The organism is Streptomyces sp. NBC_00354, assembly GCF_036106915.1.
In the GTDB taxonomy this organism is placed as follows: domain Bacteria; phylum Actinomycetota; class Actinomycetes; order Streptomycetales; family Streptomycetaceae; genus Streptomyces.
In genome coordinates this window covers 4,797,888-4,823,472 of the sequence record NZ_CP107983.1, presented here as the reverse complement: position 1 = coordinate 4,823,472, position 25,585 = coordinate 4,797,888, and the positions used below count along the sequence as shown (strand labels likewise).

The following is a 25,585-nucleotide window of genomic DNA, read 5'->3' as shown; positions in this document are numbered from 1 at the left end:
GTTCGCGCATCTCACCGGCCGGGCGCAGCCCGTGGCCCGGCTCGGGCCCGGCCGCTCCGACTGCCGGGGTCCGCACGCGATACCTTCATGGCCTCGGCATTCGGCACTCGGTGAATGCGGTGCAGTGCAGGACAGCTTGGAGGCAGCGGCGTGAGCGTGCGAGTGACGGCGGCCCAGGGCGGCGTGGACCCCTTCGGCACGGCCCGGCTGCGGCGCGGGGTGCTCGACGCCTGGGGTGCGGGCCCGGCCCGCTTCCGGGAGGACGCCAACGCCGAGGAGGACCTGGCCCTCGGCGGCTACCGCGACCGGCTCGTCGTCGAGCTGGCGCAGAACGCAGCCGACGCCGCGGCCCGGGCCGGGGTGCCCGGCCGGCTCCGGCTCACCCTGCACCCCGGCGACGGCGGGCACGCGGTGCTGGCCGTCGCCAACACCGGTGCCCCGCTGGACGCGACGGGCGTGGAGTCGCTGAGCACCCTGCGGGCCTCCGCGAAGCGGGAGCCCGCGGGATCGGCCGGCACGACCGGCACGACCGGCTCCGCCGACACCGTGGGCCGCTTCGGCGTCGGCTTCGCGGCCGTCCTCGCGGTGTCCGACGAGCCCGCCGTACTCGGCCGCCACGGCGGTGTCCGCTGGTCCCTGGCCGAGGCCCGCGAACTGGCCCGCGACGCCGCCAACGGCAGCCCCGGCCTCGGCGACGAACTGCGCCGCCGCGACGGGCACGTCCCGCTGCTGCGGCTGCCGCTGCCCGCCGAGGGCACCGCCCCCGACGGGTACGACACCGTGGTCGTCCTCCCGCTGCGCGACGCCGCCGCCGGGGACCTGGTGCAGCGGCTGCTGGCCGGCATCGACGACGCGCTGCTGCTCACCCTCCCCGGGCTGGCCGAGATCCTCGTGGAGACCCCGGAGGAGGGCACCCGCACGCTCCGCCGCCGCGACGAGGGCGCGTACACCGTCATCGAGGACTCGGCAGGAGGCACCGGGGGCGAGACCCGGCGCTGGCGCACCGTCCGCCACAGCGGCCCCATCGAGCGGGCGCTGCTCGCCGACCGGCCCGTCGAGGAGCGGCTGCGGCCCGTCTGGACGGTGTCCTGGGCCGTGCCCGTCGACACCGACGGCGCCCCCGTACGCCCGGCCACCGCAAGCGTGGTGCACGCACCGACCCCGACCGACGAACCGCTGGGCATCCCCGCCCTGCTCATCGCGACGCTGCCGCTGGACACCGCCCGCCGGCACCCCGCGCCGGGGCCGCTGACCGACTTCCTGGTGGAGCGCGCGGCCGACGCGTACGCCGAACTGCTGGGCGCCTGGGACCCGGTGAGCACCGCGCTCGTGGACCTCGTACCCGGGCCGCTCGGCCAGGGCCCGCTGGACGGGGCGCTGCGCGCTGCCGTGCTGCAGCGGCTGCCCCGTACCGCCTTCCTCGCCCCGGCGGCTCCCGCCGAGCACGCGGAGGAGCGGTCCGCCCTGCGCCCCTTCGAGGCCGAGGTGGTGGAGGGCGCGGGCGCCGACACCGTACGGGTCCTCGCCGAGGTCCTGCCGACCCTCCTCCCCGCCGGGCTGGAACGCCGGCCCGAGCTGCGCACCCTGGGCGTGGGCCGGCTGCCGCTGGGGGACGCCATCGAGCGGATCGCGGGCATCGAGCGCACCCCGGACTGGTGGCACCGGCTGTACGACACCCTGGCCGGGGTGGATCCGGACCGGCTCTCGGGCCTGCCGGTGCCGCTGGCCGACGGGCGGACCACGATCGGCCCGCGCCACGTGCTGCTGCCCGACGCGGACACCCCGAAGGACCTGGCCCGGATGGGGCTGAAGGTGGCCCACCCGGACGCGGCGCACCCGCTGCTGGAGCGCCTCGGTGCGCTCCCGGCCACGCCCCGCGCGGTCCTGACGACCCCGCAGGTACGGGCGGCGGTGGCCGCCTCCCTCGACGCCGGGGAGATCTGGGACGAGGACGCCCTCGATGCGGACGAGCTGGCCGAGGTGGTCCTGGGCCTGGTCCGGGAGGCCGACCTGGCGCCGGGCGACGAGCCGTGGCTGGGGGCGCTGGCCCTCCCGGACGAGGACGGCGAGCTCACGCCCGCGGGCGAGCTCCTGCTGCCGGGCTCCCCGCTGGCCTCGGTGATCCGCGAGGACGAAGTCCCGTACGTGGACGCCGAACTGGCCGACCGGTGGGGTGCGCAGCCGCTGACCGCCTGCGGGGTGCTGGCCGAGTTCCAGCTGGTCCGCGCCACCGATGTGGTCCTCGACCCGGACGAACTGGAGCCCCGCGAGGGGGACTTCGCCGAGCCCGACGACGCGGGCCTGCTGGACGCGGTGGACGTGTGGTGCGAGGACGTCCTCGACCAGCTCCCCGACACTCCGCTGCCGCCCGTGGCCACGGAACTCGTCGCGGTCCGGGACCTCGACCTGGTCGACGACGACTGCTGGCCCCAGGCCCTGGCCATGCTCGCGCAGCCCCCGCTGCGCGATGCGCTGACCCAGCCCGTACGGGTCCTGCTGCCGGACGGCACCACGCAGTCGGTGCGCCCGTACACCGCCTGGTGGCTGCGCGACCACCCGGTGCTCGGCGGCCGCCGCCCGGCGGGCCTGCGCGCGGCGGGCGGCGACCCGCTGCTGGCGGGCCTGTACACCTCGGCGGACGCCACGGGCTTCGAGGACGAGCAGGTCCTGCGGGCCCTCGGCGTACGCACGACCGTGCCGGCCCTGCTGGAGGAACCCGGCGGCGCCGCCGAGCTCCTGGGCCGGCTCGCCGACCCGGACCGCGAGGTGTCGGACCGCCAACTGCACGCCCTGTACGGGGCCCTGGCCGATCTGGACCCCGAGCAGGTCACGCTCCCGGACGAGCTGCGCGCGGTGGTGGACGGCGAGGTCGTCGTGGTCGACGCGGCGGACGCGCTGATCACGGACGCCCCGGACCTGCTGCCCCTCACGGCAGGCCTCCCCCTCCTGCCGGTGGCCCCGGCCCGCGCGGCCGACCTGGCGGAGCTCCTCCAGGTCCGCCGCCTCTCGGAGACGGTCCCTGCGGAGGTGACGACCCCGGGCGAGGAGCACGAAGTACCGGAGTCGGTGCTCCTCCTGCTGGGCCCCTCGACCCCGGAGACCTACCTCGAGCACGAGGAACTGATCGCGGGCGGCGTGGAACTCGACTGGCGCCGCACCCCGGACGGCACCCTGCACGCCTCCACCCTCGAGGGCGTGGCGGCGGGCCTGGCCTGGTCGGCGGGCCAGTGGCCCCGCCGCTTCGAGGTGGCGGCCCTCCTGGAGGACCCCTCCCGCACGGCAGAACTGGCCCGCGACCGCTGGTTCGACTGACGGGCCCGGCCTGCGCTTCCACCCGTGGGGGTACCGCGGTCAGCAGCGGCGGGTCTGGTACGGGACGGGGGTCGGCGTCGGCGTCGGTTCGGGTGGGGCCGGGCAGCGGGTCAGGGCCGTGAGGAAGGTCAGGGCGATGCCGCCCGCCACCACGAAGAGGGCGGTGCTGATCCCCTCGGCGGTGGCGGCGCGGAGCCGTTCGCCGGAGAGGTCGCCGAGGCCTGCGGTCGCGATCAGGACGAGGACGGCGAGGCCGACGGCCGCGCCCACGCCCGAGCCGGTGGAGGCGATGCCCGAGGCGGTGCCCTGGTCCCGGTCGGGGACGCCGGTGGCGGCGGTGATGAACATGGTGGTGAAGACGATGCCGTCGCCGATGCTGAGCGCCACCAGGCCGGGGATCAGGTCGGTGTACGAGCCGTCCGGCGCGATGGCGAAGCCGAGGGCGACGGCGCCGAGTGCGCCGACGGCGAGGGCGGCGGTCAAGGTGGCTCTGAGGCCGAACCTCGTCACCAGCCGGCCCGCCGTCGTCGAGCCGGCGACCACCACCGCCGTGGGGACGAGGAAGCCGGCGCCGGTCTGCAGGGCGTCGTAGCCGAGGACTTCCTGGAAGTAGAGGGACAGGAAGTAGAGCACCGAGCCGAACGTCGCCATGAACATGAACGCGATGACGACGCCGGTGACGAGGTGGGGGTTGGCGAGCAGCCGGGGCGGCACGAGCGGGTCGTGGCTGCGCCGCTCGATGACGGCGAAAGCGGCGATCAGCAGCAGGCCCACCGCCGCGCTGCCCAGAAAGCCCGCCGAGAGCCAGCCCAGTGCGGGGCCCTGGACCAGGGCGAACACGATCAGGGTGACGCCCACGGTGACGCTGAGCGCACCGGGCAGGTCGAACGTGCGGCCCCTCTCGCGCGGGCCGTCCGGCGGGATCACCACGAAGGTGAGCAGCAGCGCGGGTCCCGCCAGGGCGACGTTGACCAGGAACACCGCCTCCCAGCCGAAGGCCTGCGTCAGGAAGCCGCCGAGCAGCACCCCGATCACGAGTCCCGCCGCACCGGCACCGCCCCAGATGCCCAGGGCGCGATTGCGCATCCGGCCTTCGGCGAACGTGGTGTTGACGAGGGCCAGGGTGGTGGGGAAGACGAGGGCGCCTCCGAGACCCTGGACCGCGCGGGCGGCGAGCAGCATCCCGGGCCCGGTCGCGAGGCCGCCCGCGAGCGCCGCGGCGGTGTACAGCCCGAGGCCGGTGGCCAGTACGCGTCGGCGTCCGAGCAGGTCGGCGGCGCGGCCGCCGAACAGGAGGAAGCCGGCCGAGGTCACCGCGTAGGCGCTGATGACGGACTGCAGCGTCTGCGCGGAGTAGCCGAGGTCCCGGGCGATGTCGGGGAGCGCCACCACCACGATGTACTGGTCGAGCGAAACGACCAGCATGGCGAAGGACAGCAGCGCCAGGGTCGCCGTCCCACGGTCCCGGCCCATGTCGGCCCCGGCCTAGGCCGGGAACTTCCGGTCCACCCAGCGGAACGTGAACTCGATCAGGACGGACGCCCCCGCCGCGATGGCGACCGCCGTCCACGGCATCTGGGTGCCCACCAGCTTCAGCTGGAAGAAGTCCTGGAGCCACGGGACGACCAGGACGATCAGGAACGCCGCGCCCATCGCGCCGACCAGGGCCACCCGCCACCACGTGTACGGGCGGGCGATGATCACCAGGACCCACATCGAGGTCAGGAACAGCGTCAGCGTCGCCGCGCTCGTCTCGGCGTTCAGGGCGTCCGGGCCCGTGTAGTGGTGGCGGGCGACCAGGTACGTCGCGAAGGTGGCCAGCGCCGCGATCACGCCGCCCGGGATCGCGTACCGCATCACCCGTTTCACGAAGTGCGGCTTCGCGCGCTCCTTGTTCGGCGCCAGGGCCAGGAAGAACGCCGGGATGCCGATGGTGAGGGTGGACAGCAGCGTCAGATGGCGCGGCAGGAAGGGGTACTCGACCTGGAAGCAGACCACCAGGATCGCCAGCAGGACCGAGTAGACGGTCTTCGTGAGGAAGAGGGTGGCGACCCGGGTGATGTTGCCGATGACCCGCCTCCCCTCGGCGACCACCGACGGGAGGGTGGAAAAGCTGTTGTTCAGGAGGACGATCTGCGCGACCGCGCGGGTGGCCTCGGAGCCCGAGCCCATGCTCACGCCGATGTCCGCGTCCTTGAGCGCCAGGACGTCGTTGACGCCGTCGCCCGTCATCGCGACCGTGTGGCCCTTGGACTGCAGTGCGCCGACCATGTCGCGCTTCTGCTGCGGGGTGACCCGCCCGAAGACGGCGTTCTCGTCGAGGACCCTGGCCATGTCCGCCTGCTCGGTCGGCAGCCTGCGCGCATCGACCGTGTTCTCGGCGCCCGGCAGGCCGAGCTTGCCGGCCACCGCGCCGACGGAGACCGCGTTGTCGCCGGAGATGACCTTCGCGCGGACCTTCTGGTCCTCGAAGTAGCGCAGGGTGTCGGCGGCGTCCGGACGCAGCCGCTGTTCCAGGACGATCAGGGCGGTCGGCCGGGCACCGGCCCCGACGGCCGGGTCGTCGAGCTCGCCCGCGGCCTTGGCGAGCAGCAGGACGCGCAGTCCCTGCTCGTTGAGCTCGTTGATCTCGTCGAGGGCCGGGTCGCCGGGCGGGAGGAGCACGTCGGGGGCGCCGAGCAGCCAGGTGTTGTTCTCGCCGTCGCCCTCGCTGAAGCTGGCGCCGCTGTACTTGCGGGCGGAGGAGAAGGGCAGCGATTCGGTGCAGCGCCACTCGGCGCTGACGGGGTAGGCGTCGATGATCGCCTGGAGGCTGGCGTTGGGCCGCGGGTCGGATTCGCCGAGCGCGCCGAGCACCTTCTTGACGTACGTGTCCTCCGCGCCGCCGAGCGGGCGGAGCGCGGTGACGTCCATGCCGCCCTCGGTGAGGGTGCCGGTCTTGTCGAGGCAGACCACGTCGACGCGGGCGAGGCCCTCGATGGCCGGCAGTTCCTGCACCAGGCACTGCTTGCGGCCGAGCCGGATGACGCCGATCGCGAAGGCGACGGAGGTCAGCAGGACCAGGCCCTCGGGGATCATCGGGACGATGCCGCCGACGGTGCGGGCGATGGCGTCCTTGAGGTTGTCGTCCTTGACGACGAGCTGGCTGATGATCAGGCCGATCGAGGTCGGGATCATCATCCAGGTGACGTACTTGAGGATGGTGGAGATGCCGGAGCGCAGCTCGGAGTGGACGAGCGTGAAGCGGGTGGCCTCTTCGGCCAACTGGGCGGCGTAGGCCGCGCGGCCGACCTTGGTGGCGGTGAACGCGCCGCCGCCGGCGACGACGAAGGATCCGGACATGACCGGGTCGCCGGGCTTCTTCAGGACGGGGTCGGCCTCGCCGGTGAGCAGGGACTCGTCGATCTCCAGCCCGTCGGCCTCGCCGACGGCGCCGTCGACGACGACCTTGTCCCCCGGCCCGAGCTCGATGACGTCGTCGAGGACGATCTCGGAGGTGGAGATCTCGGCGGTCCGGCCGTCGCGGCGGACGCTGGGTTTGGCCTCGCCGATGACGGCGAGGCTGTCCAGGGTCTTCTTGGCCCGCATCTCCTGGATGATGCCGATGCCGGTGTTCGCGATGATCACGTAGCCGAAGAGGCTGTCCTGGAGCGGCGCGACGATGAGCATGACCACCCAGAGCACGCCGATGATGGCGTTGAACCGGGTGAAGACGTTGGCGCGGACGATGTCGGCGGTGGAGCGGCTGCTGCGCACGGGCACGTCGTTGACGGCTCCGCGCGCGACGCGTTCGGCGACTTCGGCGGTGGTCAGGCCGCCGGGCTTGAACCGGGGCGCGGGTGGCCGCATCGGGTGCACCGGGTCGAGCTCGGCTCCGGCGTCGATGGCCGCGCCGCCGGGACCGCCGCCTACCGGCTCGGAACCGTTGGGTTCGATCTCTGCCCGCTGCGTCATGCAATCGACGGTAAAGGGGGTTTCCTCCGTTCACCCGCCGAGCGGCGTGAAGATCCGACTTCGGGATGACCCGAATCGTCCCCCGGTCGGGCACGCACCGGACGCCCCTGCACCAAGGCGGGGCCCGCATGCCGGCGCGGCCGGCCCGGCTGCCGTCAGCCGGTGCGCGGCGCCGGGCCGGCGCCGCCTTCCTCGTCCCGCGCGGCCGGCGCAGCTGCGGCGTGCCGCTTGAGCGCCGCATCCCGGCCCCGTACGTACCAGACGCCGATCAGGCCGAGCACGCCGCCGGCCGCGCAGCACCAGACCCACCACAGCAGGTCCCGCTCGGCGAACCAGCCGTAGAAGGGGAGCTGGACCAGGAACAGGGCGAACCAGATGATCGTGCCGCCGGTGACGGTCGCGACGATCGGGCCCTCAAGGGGCTCGGGCGCCTCGTGCTTCGCAGTCCATTTCGCCATGCCCTCAAGTCTAGGCGCGCGGAAACGGGGTCTACGCGCGGAGATGGACGGGCTTTCGTTCATGTGTTCATACTGAAACGGTGTGGGCATGGCCCATTTTCTTCGTATGAATCCCCGAATGCCCCCGCAATGAGGACCCAGAGGACCGCATGAGCACGTCGGCTCCCGCCCCCGCGCCCACCCTCCCGGAACCCGCCCCCCGGGGCACGTCCGGCCTGGACGGCTACTTCAAGATCTCCGAGCGCGGCTCGACGATCGCCCGCGAGGTCCGCGGCGGTTTCGCCACCTTCTTCGCGATGGCCTACATCATCGTGCTGAACCCGATCATCCTGGGCAGCGCGAAGGACATGTACGGGCACCAGCTCGACAGCGGCCAGCTCGTCACCGCCACCGTCCTGACGGCGGCGTTCACCACGCTCCTCATGGGCGTCATCGGCAACGTCCCGATCGCGCTCGCCGCCGGCCTCGGCGTGAACACCGTCGTCGCCCTCCAGCTCGCCCCGCGCATGAGCTGGCCCGACGCCATGGGCATGGTGGTCCTGGCCGGCTTCGTCGTGATGCTGCTGGTCGCGAGCGGCCTGCGCGAGCGGGTCATGAACGCCGTCCCGCTCGGCCTGCGCAAGGGCATCGCGATCGGCATCGGCCTGTTCATCATGCTGATCGGCCTGGTCGACTCGGGCTTCGTCACCCGCATCCCGGACGCCGCGCACACCACCGTGCCGCTCCAGCTCGGCACGGCGGGCCACCTGCACGGCTGGCCGGTGCTGATCTTCATCGTCGGCGTCCTGCTGACCCTCGCCCTGCTGATCCGCAAGACGCCCGGCGCGATCCTGATCTCCATCGTGGTCATGACCGTGATCGCCGTCGCCGTCCAGCTGATCGCCGAGCTGCCCGACTCGGGCTGGGGCCTGACCGTCCCCGAGTGGCCGGGCAACCCGGTGGCCGCGCCCGACTTCGGGCTCGTCGGCCAGGTCAGCCTGTTCGGCGGCTTCGGCAAGGTCGGCCTGCTGACCGGCATCCTCTTCGTCTTCACCGTGCTGCTGTCCTGCTTCTTCGACGCGATGGGGACGATCCTCGGCGTCGGCGACGAGGCCAAGCTGATCGACAGGAAGACCGGCGAGTTCCCCGGCATCAACCGCGTCCTGCTGGTCGACGGCCTGGCCGTCGCGTCCGGTGGCGCCACGTCGTCCTCGGCGACCACCTGCTTCGTGGAGTCCACGGCCGGCGTCGGCGAGGGCGCCCGTACCGGTCTGGCGAACGTCGTGACCGGCGGCCTCTTCGCCGTGGCGCTGTTCCTGACCCCGCTCGCCACCATGGTCCCGTCCCAGGCGGCCACCCCCGCCCTCGTGGCGGTCGGCTTCCTGATCCTGGCGGGCTCGGTCAAGGACATCGACTGGAGCGACTTCACCATCGCCGTGCCGGCCTTCCTGGCCATGGTGATGATGCCGTTCACGTACTCGATCACCAACGGCATCGGCTTCGGCTTCATCAGCTTCTGCGTGCTGCGGCTGGCGACCGGCCGGGGCCGCGAGGTCCCGGCGGCCATGTACGTCGTGTCGGCGGTCTTCGTCTTCTACTACGCGATGCCGGCCCTCGGCCTCACGTAAGGCCGCCCGACCCTTCCGGTCGGCTTCCGGCCCCGTCCTCCCCGGAGGGCGGGGCCGTTGCCGTCGCCGGCGGCCCTCGCGCCGGGTCGTCCCGTCCGGCACCGCCGACTGAGCGGGGCGGCAGGGCGGACGCCCGTGTCGGCGACCGGCCGGGGCCGCGAGGTCCCGGCTGCCGTGTACGCCGTGCGCCTCACGTGAGCCCGTAGAACTTCTCCGTCTCGTCGACGGCCGCCTTGAAGCGCTCGTCGAAGTCATCGCGAATGAGCGTCCGGAGGACATAGTCCTGGACGCTCATTCCGCGTTTGGCGGCATGAGTCCGGAGGCGGTCGAGCAGCTCCCCGTCTATGCGCATGCTCAGCACGTGTGTCCCCATGCCGAAAGGGTCGTGGCACGGGCCGTGGACGCGTGTCACTTTCCGCTGCCGACTCACCCGTACGAGTGATTCGATTAAGTGGCGTTCCTTAGCGAGAGTAATGAGGTAATCTAAAGAGATGCTCGACCTTACCCATGGCGACGACGCCGCCGCCGTGAACGACCTCCGCTCCGCCGTCATGCGGCTGGGCCGGCGCCTCAAGCACCAGCGCGTCGACGAATCGCTGAGCCCGACCGAGATGTCGGTCCTCGGCACCCTCGCCCGGTGCGGCCAGGCCACCCCCGGTGAGCTGGCCCGTCGCGAACACGTCCAGCCGCCGTCGATGACACGCATCGTCGCGCTGCTGGAGGCCAAGGGACTGGTCAGGCTGCAGCCGCACCCGGACGACCGCCGCCAGAAGGTGGTCACCCAGACCGAGGAGGCCGAAGCGATGCTCGAGGAGAGCCGTCGCAAGCGGAACGCCTTCCTGGCCGGGCTCGCGGCCGAACTCACCGAGGACGAGTGGGCCAAGCTGCGCGAGGCCGCGCCCGTCCTGGAGAAGCTCGCGCACTTGTAGGAGACGACGCCAGGAGGCGAACGCTTTTGAGTACGGGAACCGGAGCAGACTCCGCACCCGGCCATACATCCACCACTAGCACCGCGCGCACGACGCGCGCCGCGGGCGAGAACAACTCGATGTTCAGCTCGCTGAAGATCCGGAACTACCGGCTCTTCGCCACGGGACAGGCGGTGTCCAACACCGGCACCTGGATGCAGCGAATCGCCCAGGACTGGCTGGTCCTGTCCCTGACCGGCTCGGCTTCCGCCGTCGGCATCACCATCGCGCTGCAGTTCCTGCCGATGATGGTGTTCGGCCTCTACGGAGGCGTACTCGCGGACCGGCTGCCCAAGCGGCCGCTGCTGATCGCCACGCAGTCCCTGATGGGCCTGACCGGTGTCGCGCTGGCCGCGCTCACCCTGGCCGGACACGTCCAGGTCTGGCACGTGTACCTCGCGGCCTTCCTGCTCGGCCTCGTCACCGTCGTGGACAACCCCGCACGGCAGACGTTCGTCTCCGAGATGGTCGGCCCGGAGCAGCTCGCCAACGCCGTCAGCCTGAACTCGGCCAACTTCCAGTCCGCGCGGCTGGTCGGCCCGGCGATCGCCGGTGTGCTGATCACCGCCGTCGGCTCCGGCTGGGCCTTCCTGCTGAACGGGCTGTCCTTCGCCGCGCCCGTCGCCGGCCTGCTGCTGATGCGGACGCGCGAACTGCACCCGATCGAGCGGCAGCCGCGCGCCAAGGGGCAGCTGCGGGAGGGCCTGCGCTACGTCGCCGGGCGCCCGGAGCTGATCTGGCCGATCGTGCTGGTGGGCTTCATCGGCACCTTCGGGTTCAACTTCCCGATCTTCCTGTCGGCGTTCGTCAGCGACGTGTTCCACGGGGACGCGGGCACGTACGGGCTCTTCAACACGCTGATCGCCGCGGGCTCCCTGGCGGGTGCGCTGCTGGCGGCGCGGCGGGGCAACTCCCGGCTGCGGCTGCTGGTCGCGGCGGCACTGCTGTTCTCCGTACTGGAGGTCGTGACGGCCTTCGCCCCCGGGTTCTGGCTGTTCGCGGCGCTGCTCGTGCCGATCGGGATGTTCGGGCTGACGGTCAACGTCACCGCCAACGCGAGCGTCCAGATGGCCACCGACCCCGAGATGCGGGGGCGGGTGATGGCCCTGTTCATGATGGTGTTCACCGGCGGCACCCCGATCGGTGCACCGGTCGTCGGCTGGGTGACGGACACGTACGGGGCCCGGATCGGCATGGCCGCGGGCGGCCTCGTCTCGCTGGCCGCCGCCGCGACGATCGCGGTGATCCTCTCCCGGGTCGGCAACCTCCGCCTGAGCGTGAGCCGCAACGGGGTCACGTTCGTCCCCTCCCCCCGCCCCCGCGAGCTGGTCGCGGCGGCGTAGCGGGTCAGGAGCTGCGGGGCTTCCGGCGGAAGAGGCGCTTGACGCCGAAGACCAGAGCCGTGCCCACGGCAAGGACGGCCGCGCCCTTCGTGAAGCTGCCCCCGCCCTGCTCGCCGGCAGGGCCGGGGGCCCCGGCGGCCGGAGTCGCGCCCGGCTTCGCGGGAGCCGGGGCTGCGGAGCCGTCGGACGCCGCCGGTTTCACCGGAACCGCCACCACCCGGCTCGACTCCCCCTCCGAGCCGAACATCAGCGTCGACCCGTCCGCCGAGTACGTCACCGACTCCGCCTGCCCCTGCCACGGCGCGTCCACCCGCTCGCCCTCGCCCTCCGGCCGCCCGTCCTTCCACGGGTACGTCCGCGCGAAGAAGTAGCCGCGCAGCGTCAGCCGGCCACCGTCCGGCGAGAACGCCCCGTCCGTGACCCACGGCAGGTCCACCACGCGCCGGAACACGTTCGTCCCCGACGCGGACAGCTTCTCCGGCCCCTCGTACAGCCCGCCCTTGTCCTCGCTCTTGCTCGCGATGTACACCCGGCCCGTCACCGGATGCACCATCAGCGCCTCCGCGTTGCGCGCCCCGTCCGCGTACCGCACGGTGAACTGCTCGGCCTTGACCGTGACATCGGCCAGCTGCTTCGGCTCCGGGAAGCGGTAGATCCAGACGTGGTCCCAGCTCCCGTTCAGGTTGTCGCCGATGTCCCCGACGTACAGCTGCCCGTCCGGGCCCAGCGATATCGCCTCGACGTCGCGCGGGGTCCCGACCCCGGCCAGCGTCACCCGGGCCACGGTCCTGCCGGTCGCCGAGTCCACGGCGTACACGTACGGACCGTCGTCGCTGTCGTTGTGCGTCCAGTACACCCCCGGGTGGATCCGGCTCGCCGCCAGCCCGCTCGACTCCTTGATCCGCGGATCGGCGATCGTGAACCCCGACGCCACGGAGGCAGAGGTCCGGTCGGCCGCGGCGGCCGAACCCGGCAGCACGACAAGGGCAATGACGGCGGTCAACGGCAGCAGGCGCATACCCCCAAGCGTGCCAGCCCGCCCCGCGTGTCCGGCATCACAGGGGCTCCCGGCGCGTGATCCGCGATGATGACCGGATGCGTTTCATGTTCGTCGGCGACTCCATGACCATCGGACGCGCCGGCGACTACACCTGGCGTTACCGGATGTGGCAGCACCTCGATGCCACCCTCGGCGGCCCGTACGAGATCGTCGGCCCGCGCTGCGAGCTGTTCGACACCTCCGCGAACGAGCCGGCCAGCCACGCGTACGCCGACCCCGGCTTCCCGGAGCACGCCCGCCGCCACCTCGCCGGCTGGGGCGAGGGCTGGCAGCACATGGCCCCGCTCATCGGCCCCGCCGTGCGCTCCGGCGAGGCCGACATACTCCTCGTCTCCCTCGGCCTGATCGACCTCGGCTTCTACACCGGCGCCGAGGAGACCGCGGCCAATGCCCGCCGCTTCGTCGCGGAGGCCCGCGCCGTCCGGCCCGGCATCCGGATGATCCTGCTCCCGGTCATCCCGAACGTCCGGGCCGAGTCCGACGCGCCCTTCGCGGCCGAGGTCGCCCGGTTCAACGAGCTCCTCGCGAAGGCCGTCGCCGACCTGTCGACCGAGGCCTCGCCGATCCTGCTGGCCGCGCGCCCGGCCTCGTACGAGATCGCGCACGACACGTACGACGGCACCCACCCCAACGCCTCCGGCGAGCACCGCCTGGCCGGGGAGTTCGCGGCGGTCCTGCACCAGGCCTGGGGCATCGGCGGCCCCTACCGGACGTTCTGACACTCCGTAGGGCCGTACCCGGCGTTCCCGCCGTGACCCGCTCCCCGTGCGTATCGTTGTACTACGCGGCTGCCCGCGACTGCGCGGCAGCGGGGAGGAGCGCCACGATGACCGTCGTAGAGACCGACAGGATCGAGATGGCCGACATCAGCAGCGAGCAGGCCTTGGACCAGATGTTCGAGGCGCTTGAGCCCGTCCCCGAGGGATTGAAGGTCGAGATCGTCGAGGGGACCGTCTACATGTCGCCGCAGCGGGACACGCACTGGGAGATCATCCGCAGGATCGTCCGCGCACTGGAAGACGAGTTCGGCATGGGAGTGAAAGCCCTCTCGGACGTGCGCATCGACTTCCCCGGCCGGCTGAACGGGTTCGCGCCGGACGTCGCGTTGCTCGGTGCCGATGCCACGAAGGACGATGCGGCGCACTGGCGTCACGAGGACGTGGAATTCGTCGCCGAGGTGATCTCCAAGGGCACCGCGGCGAACGACTACGGCCCCAAGAAGGCCGCGTACGCCACCGCCGAAGTGCCCGCGTACCTCATCGTCGATCCCTACACCCGCCGCTGCGTGCTCCACACCCAGCCCAAGGACGGGGACTACGCCACGGAGACGAAGATCGCCTTCGGGGACGAGATCGACCTCACGGACACGGTGGAGGGCCTGAAGCTCGACACCTCCGAGTTCCCCCGCGACTGATCCCCGCCCCGGTCCGCGCCCCGCACCAGGGGCGCGGACCGGTCGCGCCGTCACCTCGGCCGGATCACCAGGCGAAGGCCTCCGGCGAGGCGCCCGGGCCGGGGAAGATCTCGTCCAGGCCGGTGAGCACCTCGTCCGACAGCTCCAGCTCCAGCGCGCGCAGCGCGCTCTCCAGCTGCTCCGCCGTACGGGGACCCACGATCGGGCCCGTCACCCCGGGCCGGGTCAGCAGCCATGCCAGCGCCGTCTCGCCGGGCTCCAGGCCGTGCTTGTCGAGCAGGTCCTCGTACGCCTGCACCTGCGCCCGTACGGAGCTGTTGGCCAGGGCGTCCGCGGACCGTCCGGAGGCACGCCGGCCGCCCTCGACCTCCTTCTTGATGACACCGCCGAGCAGCCCGCCGTGCAGCGGGGACCACGGGATCACCCCGAGCCCGTACTCCTGCGCGGCCGGGATGACCTCCATCTCGGCGCGCCGCTCGGCGAGGTTGTACAGGCACTGCTCGCTGACCAGCCCGACCGAGCCGCGCCGGGCGGCCGTCTCATTGGCCTGGGCGATCTTGTACCCGGGAAAGTTCGACGACCCGGCGTACAGCACCTTGCCCTGCTGGATCAGCACGTCGACGGCCTGCCAGATCTCCTCGAAGGGGGTCCGGCGGTCGACGTGGTGGAACTGGTAGACGTCGATGTAGTCCGTCTGGAGCCGCCTGAGGCTGGCCTCGACGGCCCGGCGGATGTTCAGCGCCGAGAGCCGGTCGAAGTTGGGCCACGGGTCGCCCTCGCCGGCCATGCTCGCGTACACCTTGGTGGCCAGCACGGTCTTGTCCCGCCTGCCGCCGCCCTGGGCGAACCAGGTGCCGATGATCTCCTCGGTGCGGCCCTTGTTCTCACCCCACCCGTAGACGTTGGCCGTGTCCACGAAGTTCAGACCCGAGGCGAGCGCGGCGTCCAGGATCGAGTGGCTGGTGCGTTCGTCTGTCTGCGGACCGAAGTTCATCGTGCCGAGTACAAGTCGGCTGGCCTTGAGTCCGGTGCGTCCCAGCTGTGTGTACTTCATGACCCCCAAGCCAACTGCTTGGAGCCCACTCGAAGCAAGGGCCCGCGCGGGCAGGGGCTACTGGCCCACGGCGGCTGCCACTGCCACGACGACGAACATCAGCACGAGTACTCCGGCCATTACGCGGTTTCGGGTCTTGGGATCCACCCGTCGAGCGTAACGCGGTCCTCCGGGGTTCCCGTACCGAGGGTCAAGCGCCCAGGGGCCAGGCCTCGAGGACCTCGTAGCGGGGCTGCTCCCCGGGGACTCCACCGGTCGGGAGGTTGCTGCGGACCAGGCTGAGCTCCCCGACCTGCCAGGGCGTGCCCTCGAAGCCGGCGAGGGCCTCCAGGTACGGGTGCAGGTCGGTGCCGCCGTGGCTGCGGGCCAGGGTGAGGTGGGCGGTGTACCGGCGGTGCTCGTCCATCGGGATCCCGGCCCGGCGGGCGGCGGCGTCCGCGCGCTCGGCGAGCATCCGCATCTGGTCGAGCCCGCCGGCGGCGCCGACCCACAGGGCGCGCTCGCCGAAGTGCCCGGAGCCGTGGATGCGGAGGGGGAACGGGTCGGTGCGGTGGGCGGCGCGCGCCAGGCGGGCGTACAGGTCCGGCAGGACGGGGTCGCGTACCTCGCCCATGAAGGCGAGCGTGAAGTGCCAGCCCGCTTCCCCGGTCCAGCGGAGCCGGTCGTGCCCGACGGGCCGGTCCTGCGCGACCGGCGGGGCGTCCCGGGCGGCCTCGACGGCCTCGCGGAGCTCGTCGACGGCCTCCCGGGGCGGCATCACCGCGGCGAACAGCCTCATGACAGCCTCATGGGCGCGAGCCTAACCCGTGTGGGTCAGGCTCGCGCCGGACGGGTTACGCCTCCGCGATCGGGATCTGGTGGGACGAGGAGGCCGCGCTGCCGTTCACCGGGGTGGTGCCGGGGGCGGTCCCCGGGGCGGCCGGCTGGGACATCGACGCGAGCACCTGGCGGGCCAGGCCCAGCCCGGTGCCGCCCATGGTCAGCGCCTTCGCGAACATCTCCGACATGCCCTCGGCCCCGTTGAGGAGCACCATGTGCTCCACGTTCCCGAAGGCCCCGGCGCCCGCCTCCACGATCGCCGGCCAGTTCTCGGCGAGCTGCTGGGCGACGACCGCCTCCTGGTTCTCGGCCAGTGCGGCGGCCCGCGCCTTGATCGCGTCGGCCTCGGCGAGGCCCTTCGCCTTCGCCGACGCCGCCACCGCGAGGCCCTTCGCCTGGGTGGCCGCGGCCTCGGCCTCACCGGTCGCCCGGGTGGCCTTCGCGGCCGCGAGCCCCCGCGCCTCGGTGGCCGCCGCGTCCGCGGTCGCCGCCGTCGTCACGCGCGTGGCCTCGGCGGCGGCCGCCAGCTCCGTCTCCTTGGCCTTGGCCTGCGCCGCCGAGATGCGGGCGTCGCGCTCGGCCTCGGCGCGGGTGCGGGTCTCGTACGCCGCCGCGTCCGCGGGCTTGCGTACGTCGGCCTGGAGCTGCTGCTCGCGCCGGTGCGCCTCGAGCTCGGCGACCCGCGTCTCCTGTACGACGACCTCCTGGCGGGCCGCCGCCTCCGAGAGCGGGCCCGCCTGGCGGGCGGTCGCCGCGGCCTTGTCGCGTTCGGCCTGGTAGCCGGCCTGGAGGATCTCGCTGTCGCGGGTGGCCTCCGCCATCCGCGCGAACGCGGTCTGCTCGGCCTCGGTGGCCAAACGGTTCGCCTCGGCCTGCGCGATGCGCGCGTCCCGCTGGACGGCGGCCGCGTGCGGCATCGCCAGGTTCTTGATGTAGCCGGTCGGGTCCTCGATCTCGTGGATCTGCAGCGAGTCGACGATCAGGCCGAGCTTCTCCATCTCCGTACCGCAGGCCGCCCGGGTCTGCCCGGTCAGCTTCTCCCGGTCGCGGATCATGTCCTCGACCGTCAACCCGCCCACGATGGACCGCAGATGGCCGGCGAAGACGATGTGCACCCGTTCGGGCATCATCTTCTGCTGGTCCAGGAAGCGGCGTGCCGCGTTCGCGATGGACACGAGGTCGTCGCCGATCTTGAAGATCACGACGCCCTTCACCCGCAGCGGGATGCCCTGGTGGGTCACGCAGTCCACGTTCAGCTGGGTCTCGTTGAGGTCCAGCGAGAGCTTCCGCACCGCCTGCACACCGGGGACCACGAGGGTTCCGCGCCCGGTGACGATCCGGAACCCCATGCCCTCGCCGATGCCTTCGGTGCGGTGCGTGGAGCCGGAGATGACGAGTGCCTCGTTCGGTTCGGCCACCCGCCACATGAGCTTGAACAGGCCGATCAAGGCCAGGATTGCGGCGAGAACGATTCCCGCCACGACGCCGATAGCCATCGGCAACGCCCCCTTATCGCAGTGCCGTTCGACACTGACGAAGGCGAGTGTGCTCCTGTGCGGGGCCGTTAAGAAGACGCCGGCGGTTTCTTGTCGCCATCTTGATACGAACCACATCCGCGCAGGTGGCGACGGGGCTCAGTTGTCGTACGCCGCCATCACGTACACCGTGCGCGGCGGCAGGTACTCGACGACGGTCACCACCGTTCCGACCGGCAGCCGGCCCGTCCCGTGCGCCGGGTGCGCCAGGAAGTGCTCCGCGCCGCCCCGGATGCGGACGATGACCTCGCCCACCAGGCCCGGGCCCACCGTCCCGGTCACCCGGCCGTCCAGCCCCACCATGCCGTCTTCCCCCATGCGCCGAGGGTACGCCGCCGGGGCGGGGCCGTCGCCCCGCCGTGCGGCTCGTGCTCCTCGCCGCGTACGGCTACGAGTGGCCGAGGTCCGCGGCCGGGAGGTCCGTCGAGGGCACCGAGCCCGTGTCGGGGGCCGGGCGCAGCGTGAACTCGTCCGAGGCCATCGAGTCGAGCACGGGCGGCGCCGGGCGCAGCGGCTTCGGCATGACCGCGGCCTCGGAGTGGCCGCCGCAGCCGTACGAGAGGGAGACGAGGTGGCCGTCGGCCGGGCCGAACTCGTTGGCGCAGATGCCGAAGGCCTGGCCGAGCGAGCCGCCGATGGCGACGAGGAACCCGCAGGAGACGCAGGAGGCGGGTGCCGCCTGGGCCATCGGTGTCTTGGCCCCGAAGGACTCGTCCCAGCGGTCGGCGGCGCTGTGCAGCCCGTAGCGGGACAGGACGCGGGCGCGCCGCATGCCGAGTTCCTCGGCGACGGAGGCGATGGAACCCCGTACGGGTACCACGGTGCGGTCGGTGACGTCGGCGTCCTCGGCCTCGACCAGTTCGGCCATCTCGGTGGAGACGACCGAGTTCGGCGGCGGTACGTCCTCGCCCGACCAGCCCTGCTCGAGCCGCAGGTCCTCGGCGTCGGTGGGCAGCAGGTCGCCGGGGCCCATGTCGCCCGGGCGCAGCCGCTCACTCCACGGCACCCACTCGGGGGCCAGGAGGGCGTCGTCGCCGGGGAGCAGCACCGTTTCGTCGAGGGTGACGTTCTTGGCGCGGGAGGCGCGCGTCACGGTGACGGCCCAGCGCCAGCCCCGGTAGCCGGGGTCCTTGCACTCGAAGAAGTGAGTGACGACCCGGTCGCCCTCCGCGACGGCGGAGACGTGCTCGCCCACCACTCCGGGAGCGGCGGCTTCCTCGGCCGCCGCGCGGGCGAGGTCTACCGCCTCGGCGCACAGGCGGTCGGGGGTACGGCTTCGCGTCGTCGCAGCACTCACAGGTCTCGTTCTCTCCTACGCCGTCTCACGAGTGCGCCGTCCGTACTGTCGTCCACAACGACCCGTCGGTCCTGTCCGTACGTGGCGCGGGCGGAGCGGACCAGAGGGCCGCGTCGACGTCCGCACCCGATCGGCCTCGGGCGCACCTACCTGCTATCCATTCTGCGGGATCGCGAAGAGGCGCGCGGCCGAGAGCAACCGCCGGTGGCGCGCTACGCACGCTACCTCCTCTGAAGCCTTGGGCCCACATGCAAGGTCCGATTCGCGGACAAGCCCGCGCGCCGACATCGCTCCTACACCCTCCGGACGACGCCCGGACAGCGGCCCGACCACAGCCCGACGGCGACCTGACGGGCGCCCGTAACGCGCCGGGACGGGACCCGGCGGGGTCCGTGGGGCACTATGTCGAGTGTGGCACCCGTACGGTCGTCCCGTGACGGCTCGGGACCGGCCAGGCGGGCCGGCCGGGCCGTCGGGCGCGCCCTGCACCGCCCCTTCACCGGTACGGCCCGCGGGATCCGGCGGGCCACGCACGCGCACGGGGCCGGCGAATCGGGTCTCGGCAAGCTGATCGAGCTGCACGCCATCAACGGCGCCGGCGATGTGATGATCACCGTGGCGCTGGCCTCGACGGTGTTCTTCTCGGTCCCCACGGACGAGGCACGCGGCCGCGTCGCCCTGTACCTGGCCATCACCATGGCCCCCTTCACCGTGCTGGCCCCGGTGATCGGCCCGGCGCTGGACCGGCTGCCGCACGGGCGGCGGGCCGCGATGGCCTGCGCGATGCTCGCGCGGGCGCTGCTCGCGGTGATGATGTCCGGCGCGGTGGCCACGGGCGGGCTGGAGCTCTACCCGGCGGCGCTGGGCGTGCTCGTCGCGTCCAAGGCGTACGGGGTGGTCCGCAGTGCGGTGGTGCCGCGGCTGCTCCCGCCGAAGTTCTCACTCGTCAAGGCGAACTCCCGGGTCACGCTGGCGGGCCTGCTCGCCACGGCGGCGGCCGCGCCGGTCGCGGCGGGGCTGCACGCCATCGGGCCGCCGTGGCCGCTGTACGGGGCCTGCGCCATCTTCATCTGGGGCACGTTCGCGGCGTTCACGCTGCCCCACAAGGTGGACGAGGCGAAGGGCGAGCGGCGGGCCCGGCTGTCCACGCACGAGCCGCACTCGCGCAAACCGGGGCTGCGCACGGTCAGCCCGTCGGTCATGTGCGGGCTGCTGGCGAACGCGTCGATGCGCGCACTGTCCGGGTTCCTGATCTTCTTCCTGGCGTTCCTGCTGCGGGAGTACCCCCTCGCCGGGCAGAGCGCGGCGGTGTCGCTGGGCATCGTGGGCGTCTCGGCGGGCGTCGGGAACGCGTGCGGGACGGCGGTGGGCGCCTGGCTGCGGGCCCGGGCGCCGGAGACGATCATCGCGGCGGTGCTGTCGGTGACCCTCGGGGTCGCGGTCCTGGCGGCGGTGTTCTTCAGCGGGCTGTTCATGGCGGTGCTGGGGGCCACGGCCGGGTTCTGCCAGGCGCTGGCGAAGCTGTCGCTGGACGCGATGATCCAGCGGGACGTGCCGGAGGCGGTGCGGACGTCCGCGTTCGCCCGTTCGGAGACGCTGCTCCAGGTGGCGTGGGTGCTGGGCGGTGCGATCGGCATCGCGCTGCCGCTGAACGGGGTACTGGGGATGGCCGTGGCCGCGGCGATCGTCGCGGCGGGCACCACGATGGCCCTCCGCGGCGTCCTCACCTCCCCCCGCCACCGCCACCCGGGCTCCTCCCGCCCCCGAGTGGCGTAAGGCCTTGACCGGCCCCCGGCGGGAGGCCCGCGCGCCGCGCGGCAGGCCACGGACACCCCCGTGCGGCGGTGGAGCCGGGTGGCCCGATAGCCTTCGGCTCATGACCGCACCGCTTTTCTCGGGTAGGGGCCGCCGCAGCGTCGCGGCCCTCGGAGCCGTGTCCGCCGGCCTCCTCCTCCTCTCCGCCTGCGACAAGCCGACGCCGCTGGCGACCGTGACGGTCGGCACGTCGTCGGTGTCCACCGAGGCCGCCTGCTCCGATGACAAGGAGCTCTCCATGGACAAGGTCCAGGAGTGCCTCACCGACATGAAGGACGCCAAGACCATCGAGTACGGCCGCGGGGACACCCTGCGCCTCGGTGTCGAGCCGGAAGTCGTCGAGGACGGCAAGCGGTGGCAGGCAGTCCTGGACGGCCAGCCGATCACCGAGCCCTCCTCCAACACCTACCGCAGCTTCCCCGGCGCCGACCTCTTCGCCACCGGTGGCCAGGGCGAGGCCCCGTCCTCCAAGAAGCTGAACATCGTCCAGGTGGCCGAGGACGGCAAGCCCCTCGCCGTCTGGGCCTACAACGTCAAGCTCAAGTAGCCACGTACCGACGGTGCGCGCGCTCATCGTGACCGCGGTGGCGGCGGAGGCAGACTCCGTCGCCGCCGGTCTCACCCCTCATGCGGACCCGGTGACACCGGAGCCGCGCGCCCTTGCCGGCAGGTACCTCCTCTCCCGGCGGGATCTGCCCGGCCTCGCCGCCGACGTGCTCGTCGGCGGGGTGGGGCCGGCCGCCGCCGCGGCCGCCACGGCCACCGCGCTCGCGCTGGCCGACTACTCCCTCGTCGTCTCCGCCGGCATTGGCGGCGGGATCCTGCCCGCCGCCCCCGTCGGCTCCCTCGTGGTCGCCGATGCCGTCGTCGCCGCCGACCTCGGGGCCGAGACCCCCGACGGCTTCCTCGACGTACAGCAGCTCGGCTTCGGGCACAGCGTGCACCTGCCGCCCGCCGAGCTCGCCGCCCGCGCCGCCGAGGCCACCGGGGCGCTGCTCGCGCCCGTGCTGACCGTCTCCACCGTCACCGGCACCGCCGAGCGCGCGGCCCTCCTCGCCGCCCGGCATCCGCTCGCCGGGGCCGAGGCCATGGAGGGCTTCGGGGTCGCGGAGGCGGCCGCCGCACACGGGCTACCCGTGCTGGAGATCCGCGCCGTGTCCAACGCCGTCGGCCCCCGCGACCGCGACGCCTGGCGGATCGGGGACGCGCTGGCCGCGCTCACCGCCGGATTCCGCGCCCTGGGGCCCGTACTCGTCCATTGGGGAGAGCACCGACATGAGTCGTGAGCCGAATCCGGCGGTCAAGATCGCCTATTCGCCCTGTCCGAACGACACCTTCGTCTTCGACGCCTGGGCCCACGGGCGCGTCCCGGGCGCGCCCGGCCTCGACGTCACCTTCGCCGACATCGACATCACCAACGGCATGGCCGAGCGCGGCGAGCTGGACGTGCTGAAGGTGTCGTACGCCGTGCTGCCCTGGGTGCTGGAGGAGTACGCGCTGCTGCCCTGCGGCGGGGCGCTGGGGCGCGGCTGCGGGCCTCTTGTGCTGGTGAAGGATCGCGGCCTGACCCGCGAGCCGGGCGTGGACCTGGCCGGGAAGACCGTCGCCGTGCCGAGCGAACGCTCCACCGCCTACCTGCTGTTCCGGCTGTGGGCGGCGGACGTGCTGCCGGAGGGCGTCGGCAAGGTCGTCGTACTGCCGTTCCACGAGATCATGCCGGCCGTCCGCGACGGCCGGGTGGACGCCGGGCTGGTCATCCACGAGGCCCGGTTCACCTATCAGGACTACGGGCTGCACTGCCTGGCCGACATGGGCGAGCACTGGGAGTCCACGACCGGGCTGCCGATCCCGCTGGGCGCGATCATCGCCAAGCGCTCGCTGGGCGCCGAGACCCTGCACGCGCTGGCCGAGTCGGCCCGTACGTCGGTGCGGATGGCCTGGGACGACCCGGAGGCCTCGCGCCCGTACGTCCGCGCCCACGCGCAGGAGCTGGACCCGGCCGTCGCCGACCAGCACATCGGGCTGTACGTCAACGAGTTCACCGCCGACCTCGGCGATGCCGGGTACGCGGCGGTGCGCGGGCTGTTGACGCGGGCCGCGGCCGAGGGTCTGGTACCGGCCATCGCACCGGATGCGCTGGCCTTCCCGTAAGGCCGTTCCAGGCGGATACGACGGTGCCCCGGCCCTCTTGCGAAGGCCGGGGCACCGTCGTGCGTACGGGCTCAGACGTCGAGCTGGTCGGCCACCGCGCGCAGCAGACCGGCGATCTTCGTGCCGTGCACCCTGTCGGGGTAGCGGCCGCGCTCCAGCATCGGAGTGATGTTCTCCAGCAGGGTCGTGAGGTCCTGCACGATCGAGGCCAGCTCGTCGGGCTTGCGGCGCTGCGCGGCCGCGACGGAGGGCGCCGGGTCCAGCACTGTCACGGAAAGCGCCTGGTCACCGCGCTGTCCGGCGACGACGCCGAACTCGACGCGCTGGCCGGGCTTGAGTGCGTCGACCCCGGCCGGGAGCACCGACGAGTGGACGAAGACGTCACCGCCGTCGTCGCGGGAGAGAAAGCCGAAGCCCTTCTCACTGTTGAACCACTTGACCTTGCCGGTAGGCACGTCCGTCCTCTGTCCTTGTGCTCGTCGGGGTCCGGTACGCCGCACAGCGGGTCCGGACAACAGCGCAGCGGGTCATGGTGACCCGCTGTATCCAGGCTAGTGGGCGATCGACTGGTGACAAGACGTTCCCCGGTCCTTCGCCGGCTCTTCGCTGTGGGCTGCGCTGTCGGCTTCTTCGGCCAGGGAACTACCCTGGTGGGGTGACTGTTACTCCTCATTCCGACGAAGCTCGGCCCGGCGACGGCCTGGTGCGCGCGGGCGGCATCGTGTTCATCGCCGGCGCCGTGGCCACCCTCGTGACGATGGCCCCGCTGTTCCTGCACACGGACCCGTTCCCGTCGTACGCGTGGGCCGTTTGCATGCTGATGGGCGTCGGCTTCGCCATCTCGGCGGCGGGTGTGCTGCGCTCGGCCGCGGCCCAGCGCCGGGCCGCCCGCGCCTCGCAGGCCTAGCCCGCCGGATCAGACGGTCTGCGTGCGGACGTATTCCGCGAGCCACTGCGGCAGCGCCGTGAGGTCCGGCAGCACCACGTCCGCGCCCGCCTCGCGCAGTTCCGGCTCGAGGCACGGGCCGGTCGGGACCGCCACCGACAGTGCGCCGGCCGTACGGGCGCCGCGTATGTCGCCCACGTGGTCGCCGACGTAGACCTGCGCCCCGTACTCGCGCAGCGCGCCCGCCTTGGCCTCGGCCCACAGCCAGCCGATGACCGCGTCCGGCTCGATGCCGAGGTGCGCGAGGTGCAGCCGGGCGTTGGGCTCGTGCTTGGCCGTGACGACGATCGCGCGGCCGCCGAGCGCCTGGACGGCCTCGATCGCCTCGCGGGCGCCGGGCATCGCGGGCGTCGGCTCGATGGCGTATGTGGGATAGATCTCCCGGTAGCGGTCGGCCATGGCGGGGATCTCCGCCTGCGGGAACCAGTACGCGAGCTCCTCGTCCAGCGGCGGACCGAGCCGCGTGACCGCCTCGTCCGCATCGATGAACGTGCCCGTCTCGGCGGAAAGTGCCTGGTAGGCGGCCTTGATACCGGGGCGCGAATCGATGAGGGTCATGTCGAGGTCGAAGCCGACGGTCAGCTGGGCGGACGCGGCGGGCACGCTGGGGGTCTCGGAGCTCATACGTCCATTGTGCCGAGCCGGGGCGTACGGCCGGGAACGTAGACTTGGCCTCGCCTTACCAGACAGTGAAATTTGGTGACATGTCAGCGCCCGTCCCCGTGGAGCCCGTCCGCGTAGCGGCTCAGCGGCGGCGGGAGCGCCAGGCCAGGTAGAGCGCGGAGGCGACGGCCGCGGCCCTGGCCAGCCAGGGCCACATGCCCTGGAAGACCCCGCCGAGGCCCTCGTCCGTGAGCGGCGCCCCCCAGCGCCCCTCGAGCCGGCCCCAGAGCCACACCACCGCGCCCGCGAACACGGCCCCCGGCAGCCCGAACACGACCACCTTGCGCTCCGTCGGCCCCAGCACCCGCGAGGCGTACGCCAGCAGCCAGCCGCCGATCAGCAGCAGCCAGGACCCGGTGACCGCGCCCGCCACGAGCACGACCGCGGCCAGCAGCAGGAAGGCGTGCGGCTTCGGACGCGGGGCGGCGGCCGCCCCGGGCGCCTTCTGCGGATCCGCCGCGGCCGCGGCCGACTTGGCCTGCCGGCGCTGCTTCAGGAACCGGACGAGGCCCCGTACGCCGGACGTCTCTTCGGCGGCCGCCGCGCCGGCCGGACCCGCCGCGGGCGCCGGCTTCCCCTCTACCGGCTCCTTGAACAGCTCCGGGATCTCCACCCCGCCCGCGAAGCCCTCCACCTGCGGCCCGGCGCCGTACGGCCCCGGTGCGACCCGCCACCAGTCGGGTTCCGCCCCGCTGTCGGAGCCGAGTTCGTCGAGCCCGGCCAGGTGCGGCGGCGCGGGCGCGCCGTCCGCCGGGCGCGGCGGCGGCACCGTCTTGCGGCGCAGCCGGCCGGGCCCCCGCTGGGTCGGCACCGCCGGTGCCCGGTCGGGGGTGGCGGCCGGCGTCACCGGGGCGGGGGACGCGCCCATGCCGTCGAGGATCTCCTCCGGCGTGCCGATCCGCTCCAGGATGCGGCGTACGGCCGCCGGCGTCTCCGGCTCGTACTTGGCGCGCCGACGGTCGATCTCGTCCCGCAGCCCCGCCACCAGCCGCATCCGGTCCCCGGAGGACAGCTGCCGCCGCTGCGCCAAGTCCCCGACCCGGCTCAGATATTCGTAGACCAGATGGTCGCTCTCGATCCCCACGCCCCGCTCCTCCCGTACCACCCTCTCGAAAGGTAGCGCGTGCGCCCGTGGAGCGGCCGAGGGCGCAGCGGATACCGTTGGCCGGATGGGGACCGGCCGACGCGA

General features: G+C 72.9%; 24 protein-coding genes. 11 read left to right on the top strand and 13 right to left on the bottom strand.

What is annotated here, in order from left to right:
• The first annotated feature begins 114 nt into the window (after positions 1 to 114).
• Positions 115 to 3,312, top strand: coding sequence for a sacsin N-terminal ATP-binding-like domain-containing protein (locus tag OHT74_RS22085; RefSeq protein ID WP_443047460.1), 3,198 nt, complete (start codon positions 115 to 117; stop codon positions 3,310 to 3,312).
• A gap of 39 nt (positions 3,313 to 3,351) precedes the next feature.
• Here OHT74_RS22085 and OHT74_RS22080 read toward each other — a convergent pair whose 3' ends face one another.
• The 3 genes from OHT74_RS22080 to OHT74_RS22070 all read right to left on the bottom strand — a co-directional run bounded on the left by OHT74_RS22080 (position 3,352) and on the right by OHT74_RS22070 (position 7,724).
• Complete coding sequence (locus tag OHT74_RS22080) at positions 3,352 to 4,785, bottom strand: MFS transporter (protein WP_266666078.1); 1,434 nt, start codon at positions 4,783 to 4,785, stop codon at positions 3,352 to 3,354.
• Positions 4,786 to 4,797: 12 nt separating this feature from the next.
• Complete coding sequence (locus tag OHT74_RS22075; RefSeq protein WP_328621138.1) at positions 4,798 to 7,266, bottom strand: cation-translocating P-type ATPase; 2,469 nt, start codon at positions 7,264 to 7,266, stop codon at positions 4,798 to 4,800.
• Positions 7,267 to 7,421: 155 nt separating this feature from the next.
• Positions 7,422 to 7,724, bottom strand: a complete 303-nt coding sequence (locus OHT74_RS22070; RefSeq protein ID WP_328621137.1) for a DUF2530 domain-containing protein — start codon at positions 7,722 to 7,724, stop codon at positions 7,422 to 7,424.
• Between the two features lie 149 nt (positions 7,725 to 7,873).
• Between OHT74_RS22070 and OHT74_RS22065 the strand changes: the two genes are divergently transcribed.
• Positions 7,874 to 9,331 carry an NCS2 family permease gene (locus OHT74_RS22065; RefSeq protein ID WP_328621136.1) on the top strand — a complete coding sequence of 486 codons (1,458 nt, stop codon included), beginning with the start codon at positions 7,874 to 7,876 and terminating at the stop codon, positions 9,329 to 9,331.
• 190 nt (positions 9,332 to 9,521) lie between these two features.
• Here OHT74_RS22065 and OHT74_RS22060 read toward each other — a convergent pair whose 3' ends face one another.
• Positions 9,522 to 9,704: a ribbon-helix-helix protein, CopG family gene (locus tag OHT74_RS22060; protein ID WP_266666074.1), complete on the bottom strand. Its 183-nt coding sequence runs from the start codon at positions 9,702 to 9,704 to the stop codon at positions 9,522 to 9,524.
• Between the two features lie 118 nt (positions 9,705 to 9,822).
• Between OHT74_RS22060 and OHT74_RS22055 the strand changes: the two genes are divergently transcribed.
• Complete coding sequence (locus OHT74_RS22055) at positions 9,823 to 10,260, top strand: MarR family winged helix-turn-helix transcriptional regulator (protein ID WP_030156888.1); 438 nt, start codon at positions 9,823 to 9,825, stop codon at positions 10,258 to 10,260.
• Positions 10,261 to 10,286: 26 nt separating this feature from the next.
• A complete protein-coding gene (locus OHT74_RS22050) occupies positions 10,287 to 11,642 on the top strand; it encodes an MFS transporter (protein ID WP_328621135.1) in 1,356 nt (451 codons plus the stop codon).
• A 4-nt stretch (positions 11,643 to 11,646) separates the two neighbouring features.
• Here OHT74_RS22050 and OHT74_RS22045 read toward each other — a convergent pair whose 3' ends face one another.
• A complete protein-coding gene (locus tag OHT74_RS22045) occupies positions 11,647 to 12,660 on the bottom strand; it encodes a WD40 repeat domain-containing protein (RefSeq protein ID WP_328621134.1) in 1,014 nt (337 codons plus the stop codon).
• Between the two features lie 77 nt (positions 12,661 to 12,737).
• Here OHT74_RS22045 and OHT74_RS22040 point away from each other — a divergent pair, with 77 nt between their 5' ends.
• Both OHT74_RS22040 and OHT74_RS22035 read left to right on the top strand, forming a co-directional pair.
• On the top strand, positions 12,738 to 13,421 hold the full coding sequence (locus OHT74_RS22040) for a GDSL-type esterase/lipase family protein (protein WP_328621133.1): 684 nt from the start codon (positions 12,738 to 12,740) through the stop codon (positions 13,419 to 13,421).
• Between the two features lie 107 nt (positions 13,422 to 13,528).
• A complete protein-coding gene (locus OHT74_RS22035; RefSeq protein ID WP_266666070.1) occupies positions 13,529 to 14,116 on the top strand; it encodes a Uma2 family endonuclease in 588 nt (195 codons plus the stop codon).
• Between the two features lie 64 nt (positions 14,117 to 14,180).
• Here the strand turns inward: OHT74_RS22035 and OHT74_RS22030 are convergent, their stop codons facing one another.
• The 5 genes from OHT74_RS22030 to OHT74_RS22010 all read right to left on the bottom strand — a co-directional run bounded on the left by OHT74_RS22030 (position 14,181) and on the right by OHT74_RS22010 (position 18,821).
• Positions 14,181 to 15,170, bottom strand: a complete 990-nt coding sequence (locus tag OHT74_RS22030; RefSeq protein ID WP_328621132.1) for an aldo/keto reductase — start codon at positions 15,168 to 15,170, stop codon at positions 14,181 to 14,183.
• A gap of 190 nt (positions 15,171 to 15,360) precedes the next feature.
• Complete coding sequence (gene thpR / locus OHT74_RS22025) at positions 15,361 to 15,948, bottom strand: RNA 2',3'-cyclic phosphodiesterase (RefSeq protein WP_266666068.1); 588 nt, start codon at positions 15,946 to 15,948, stop codon at positions 15,361 to 15,363.
• A 55-nt stretch (positions 15,949 to 16,003) separates the two neighbouring features.
• The gene (locus tag OHT74_RS22020; RefSeq protein ID WP_266666067.1) at positions 16,004 to 17,491 is read right to left on the bottom strand and encodes a flotillin family protein; all 1,488 of its coding nucleotides are present in this window, start codon (positions 17,489 to 17,491) and stop codon (positions 16,004 to 16,006) included.
• A gap of 132 nt (positions 17,492 to 17,623) precedes the next feature.
• Positions 17,624 to 17,842 (bottom strand): hypothetical protein, encoded by a 219-nt coding sequence (locus OHT74_RS22015; protein ID WP_030156898.1) that lies wholly within the window; start codon positions 17,840 to 17,842, stop codon positions 17,624 to 17,626.
• 70 nt (positions 17,843 to 17,912) lie between these two features.
• Entirely contained in the window at positions 17,913 to 18,821 is a 909-nt protein-coding gene (locus OHT74_RS22010) for a DUF3027 domain-containing protein (protein ID WP_266666066.1), read from the bottom strand.
• A 402-nt stretch (positions 18,822 to 19,223) separates the two neighbouring features.
• Here OHT74_RS22010 and OHT74_RS22005 point away from each other — a divergent pair, with 402 nt between their 5' ends.
• From OHT74_RS22005 to OHT74_RS21990, 4 genes are all read left to right on the top strand, one after another.
• Positions 19,224 to 20,597: an MFS transporter gene (locus OHT74_RS22005; protein ID WP_266666065.1), complete on the top strand. Its 1,374-nt coding sequence runs from the start codon at positions 19,224 to 19,226 to the stop codon at positions 20,595 to 20,597.
• A 100-nt stretch (positions 20,598 to 20,697) separates the two neighbouring features.
• On the top strand, positions 20,698 to 21,183 hold the full coding sequence (locus tag OHT74_RS22000) for a DUF2771 domain-containing protein (RefSeq protein WP_266666064.1): 486 nt from the start codon (positions 20,698 to 20,700) through the stop codon (positions 21,181 to 21,183).
• A 13-nt stretch (positions 21,184 to 21,196) separates the two neighbouring features.
• Positions 21,197 to 21,922, top strand: a complete 726-nt coding sequence (locus OHT74_RS21995; RefSeq protein WP_328621131.1) for a futalosine hydrolase — start codon at positions 21,197 to 21,199, stop codon at positions 21,920 to 21,922.
• Positions 21,912 to 22,787 carry a 1,4-dihydroxy-6-naphthoate synthase gene (locus OHT74_RS21990; RefSeq protein ID WP_328621130.1) on the top strand — a complete coding sequence of 292 codons (876 nt, stop codon included), beginning with the start codon at positions 21,912 to 21,914 and terminating at the stop codon, positions 22,785 to 22,787. The genes OHT74_RS21995 and OHT74_RS21990 overlap by 11 nt, the downstream gene beginning before the upstream one ends.
• Positions 22,788 to 22,858: 71 nt before the next feature.
• On the opposite strand, the gene OHT74_RS21985 is transcribed toward OHT74_RS21990, so the two are convergent.
• Positions 22,859 to 23,242, bottom strand: a complete 384-nt coding sequence (locus OHT74_RS21985) for a cold-shock protein (protein ID WP_136225748.1) — start codon at positions 23,240 to 23,242, stop codon at positions 22,859 to 22,861.
• Between the two features lie 200 nt (positions 23,243 to 23,442).
• On the opposite strand from OHT74_RS21985, the gene OHT74_RS21980 reads away from it, so the two are divergent.
• Positions 23,443 to 23,694 carry a hypothetical protein gene (locus OHT74_RS21980; protein WP_266666061.1) on the top strand — a complete coding sequence of 84 codons (252 nt, stop codon included), beginning with the start codon at positions 23,443 to 23,445 and terminating at the stop codon, positions 23,692 to 23,694.
• Positions 23,695 to 23,703: 9 nt separating this feature from the next.
• On the opposite strand, the gene OHT74_RS21975 is transcribed toward OHT74_RS21980, so the two are convergent.
• Both OHT74_RS21975 and OHT74_RS21970 read right to left on the bottom strand, forming a co-directional pair.
• Complete coding sequence (locus tag OHT74_RS21975) at positions 23,704 to 24,357, bottom strand: HAD family hydrolase (RefSeq protein ID WP_328621129.1); 654 nt, start codon at positions 24,355 to 24,357, stop codon at positions 23,704 to 23,706.
• Positions 24,358 to 24,478: 121 nt separating this feature from the next.
• Positions 24,479 to 25,480, bottom strand: a complete 1,002-nt coding sequence (locus OHT74_RS21970) for a hypothetical protein (protein ID WP_266666059.1) — start codon at positions 25,478 to 25,480, stop codon at positions 24,479 to 24,481.
• Positions 25,481 to 25,585: the final 105 nt, after the last annotated feature.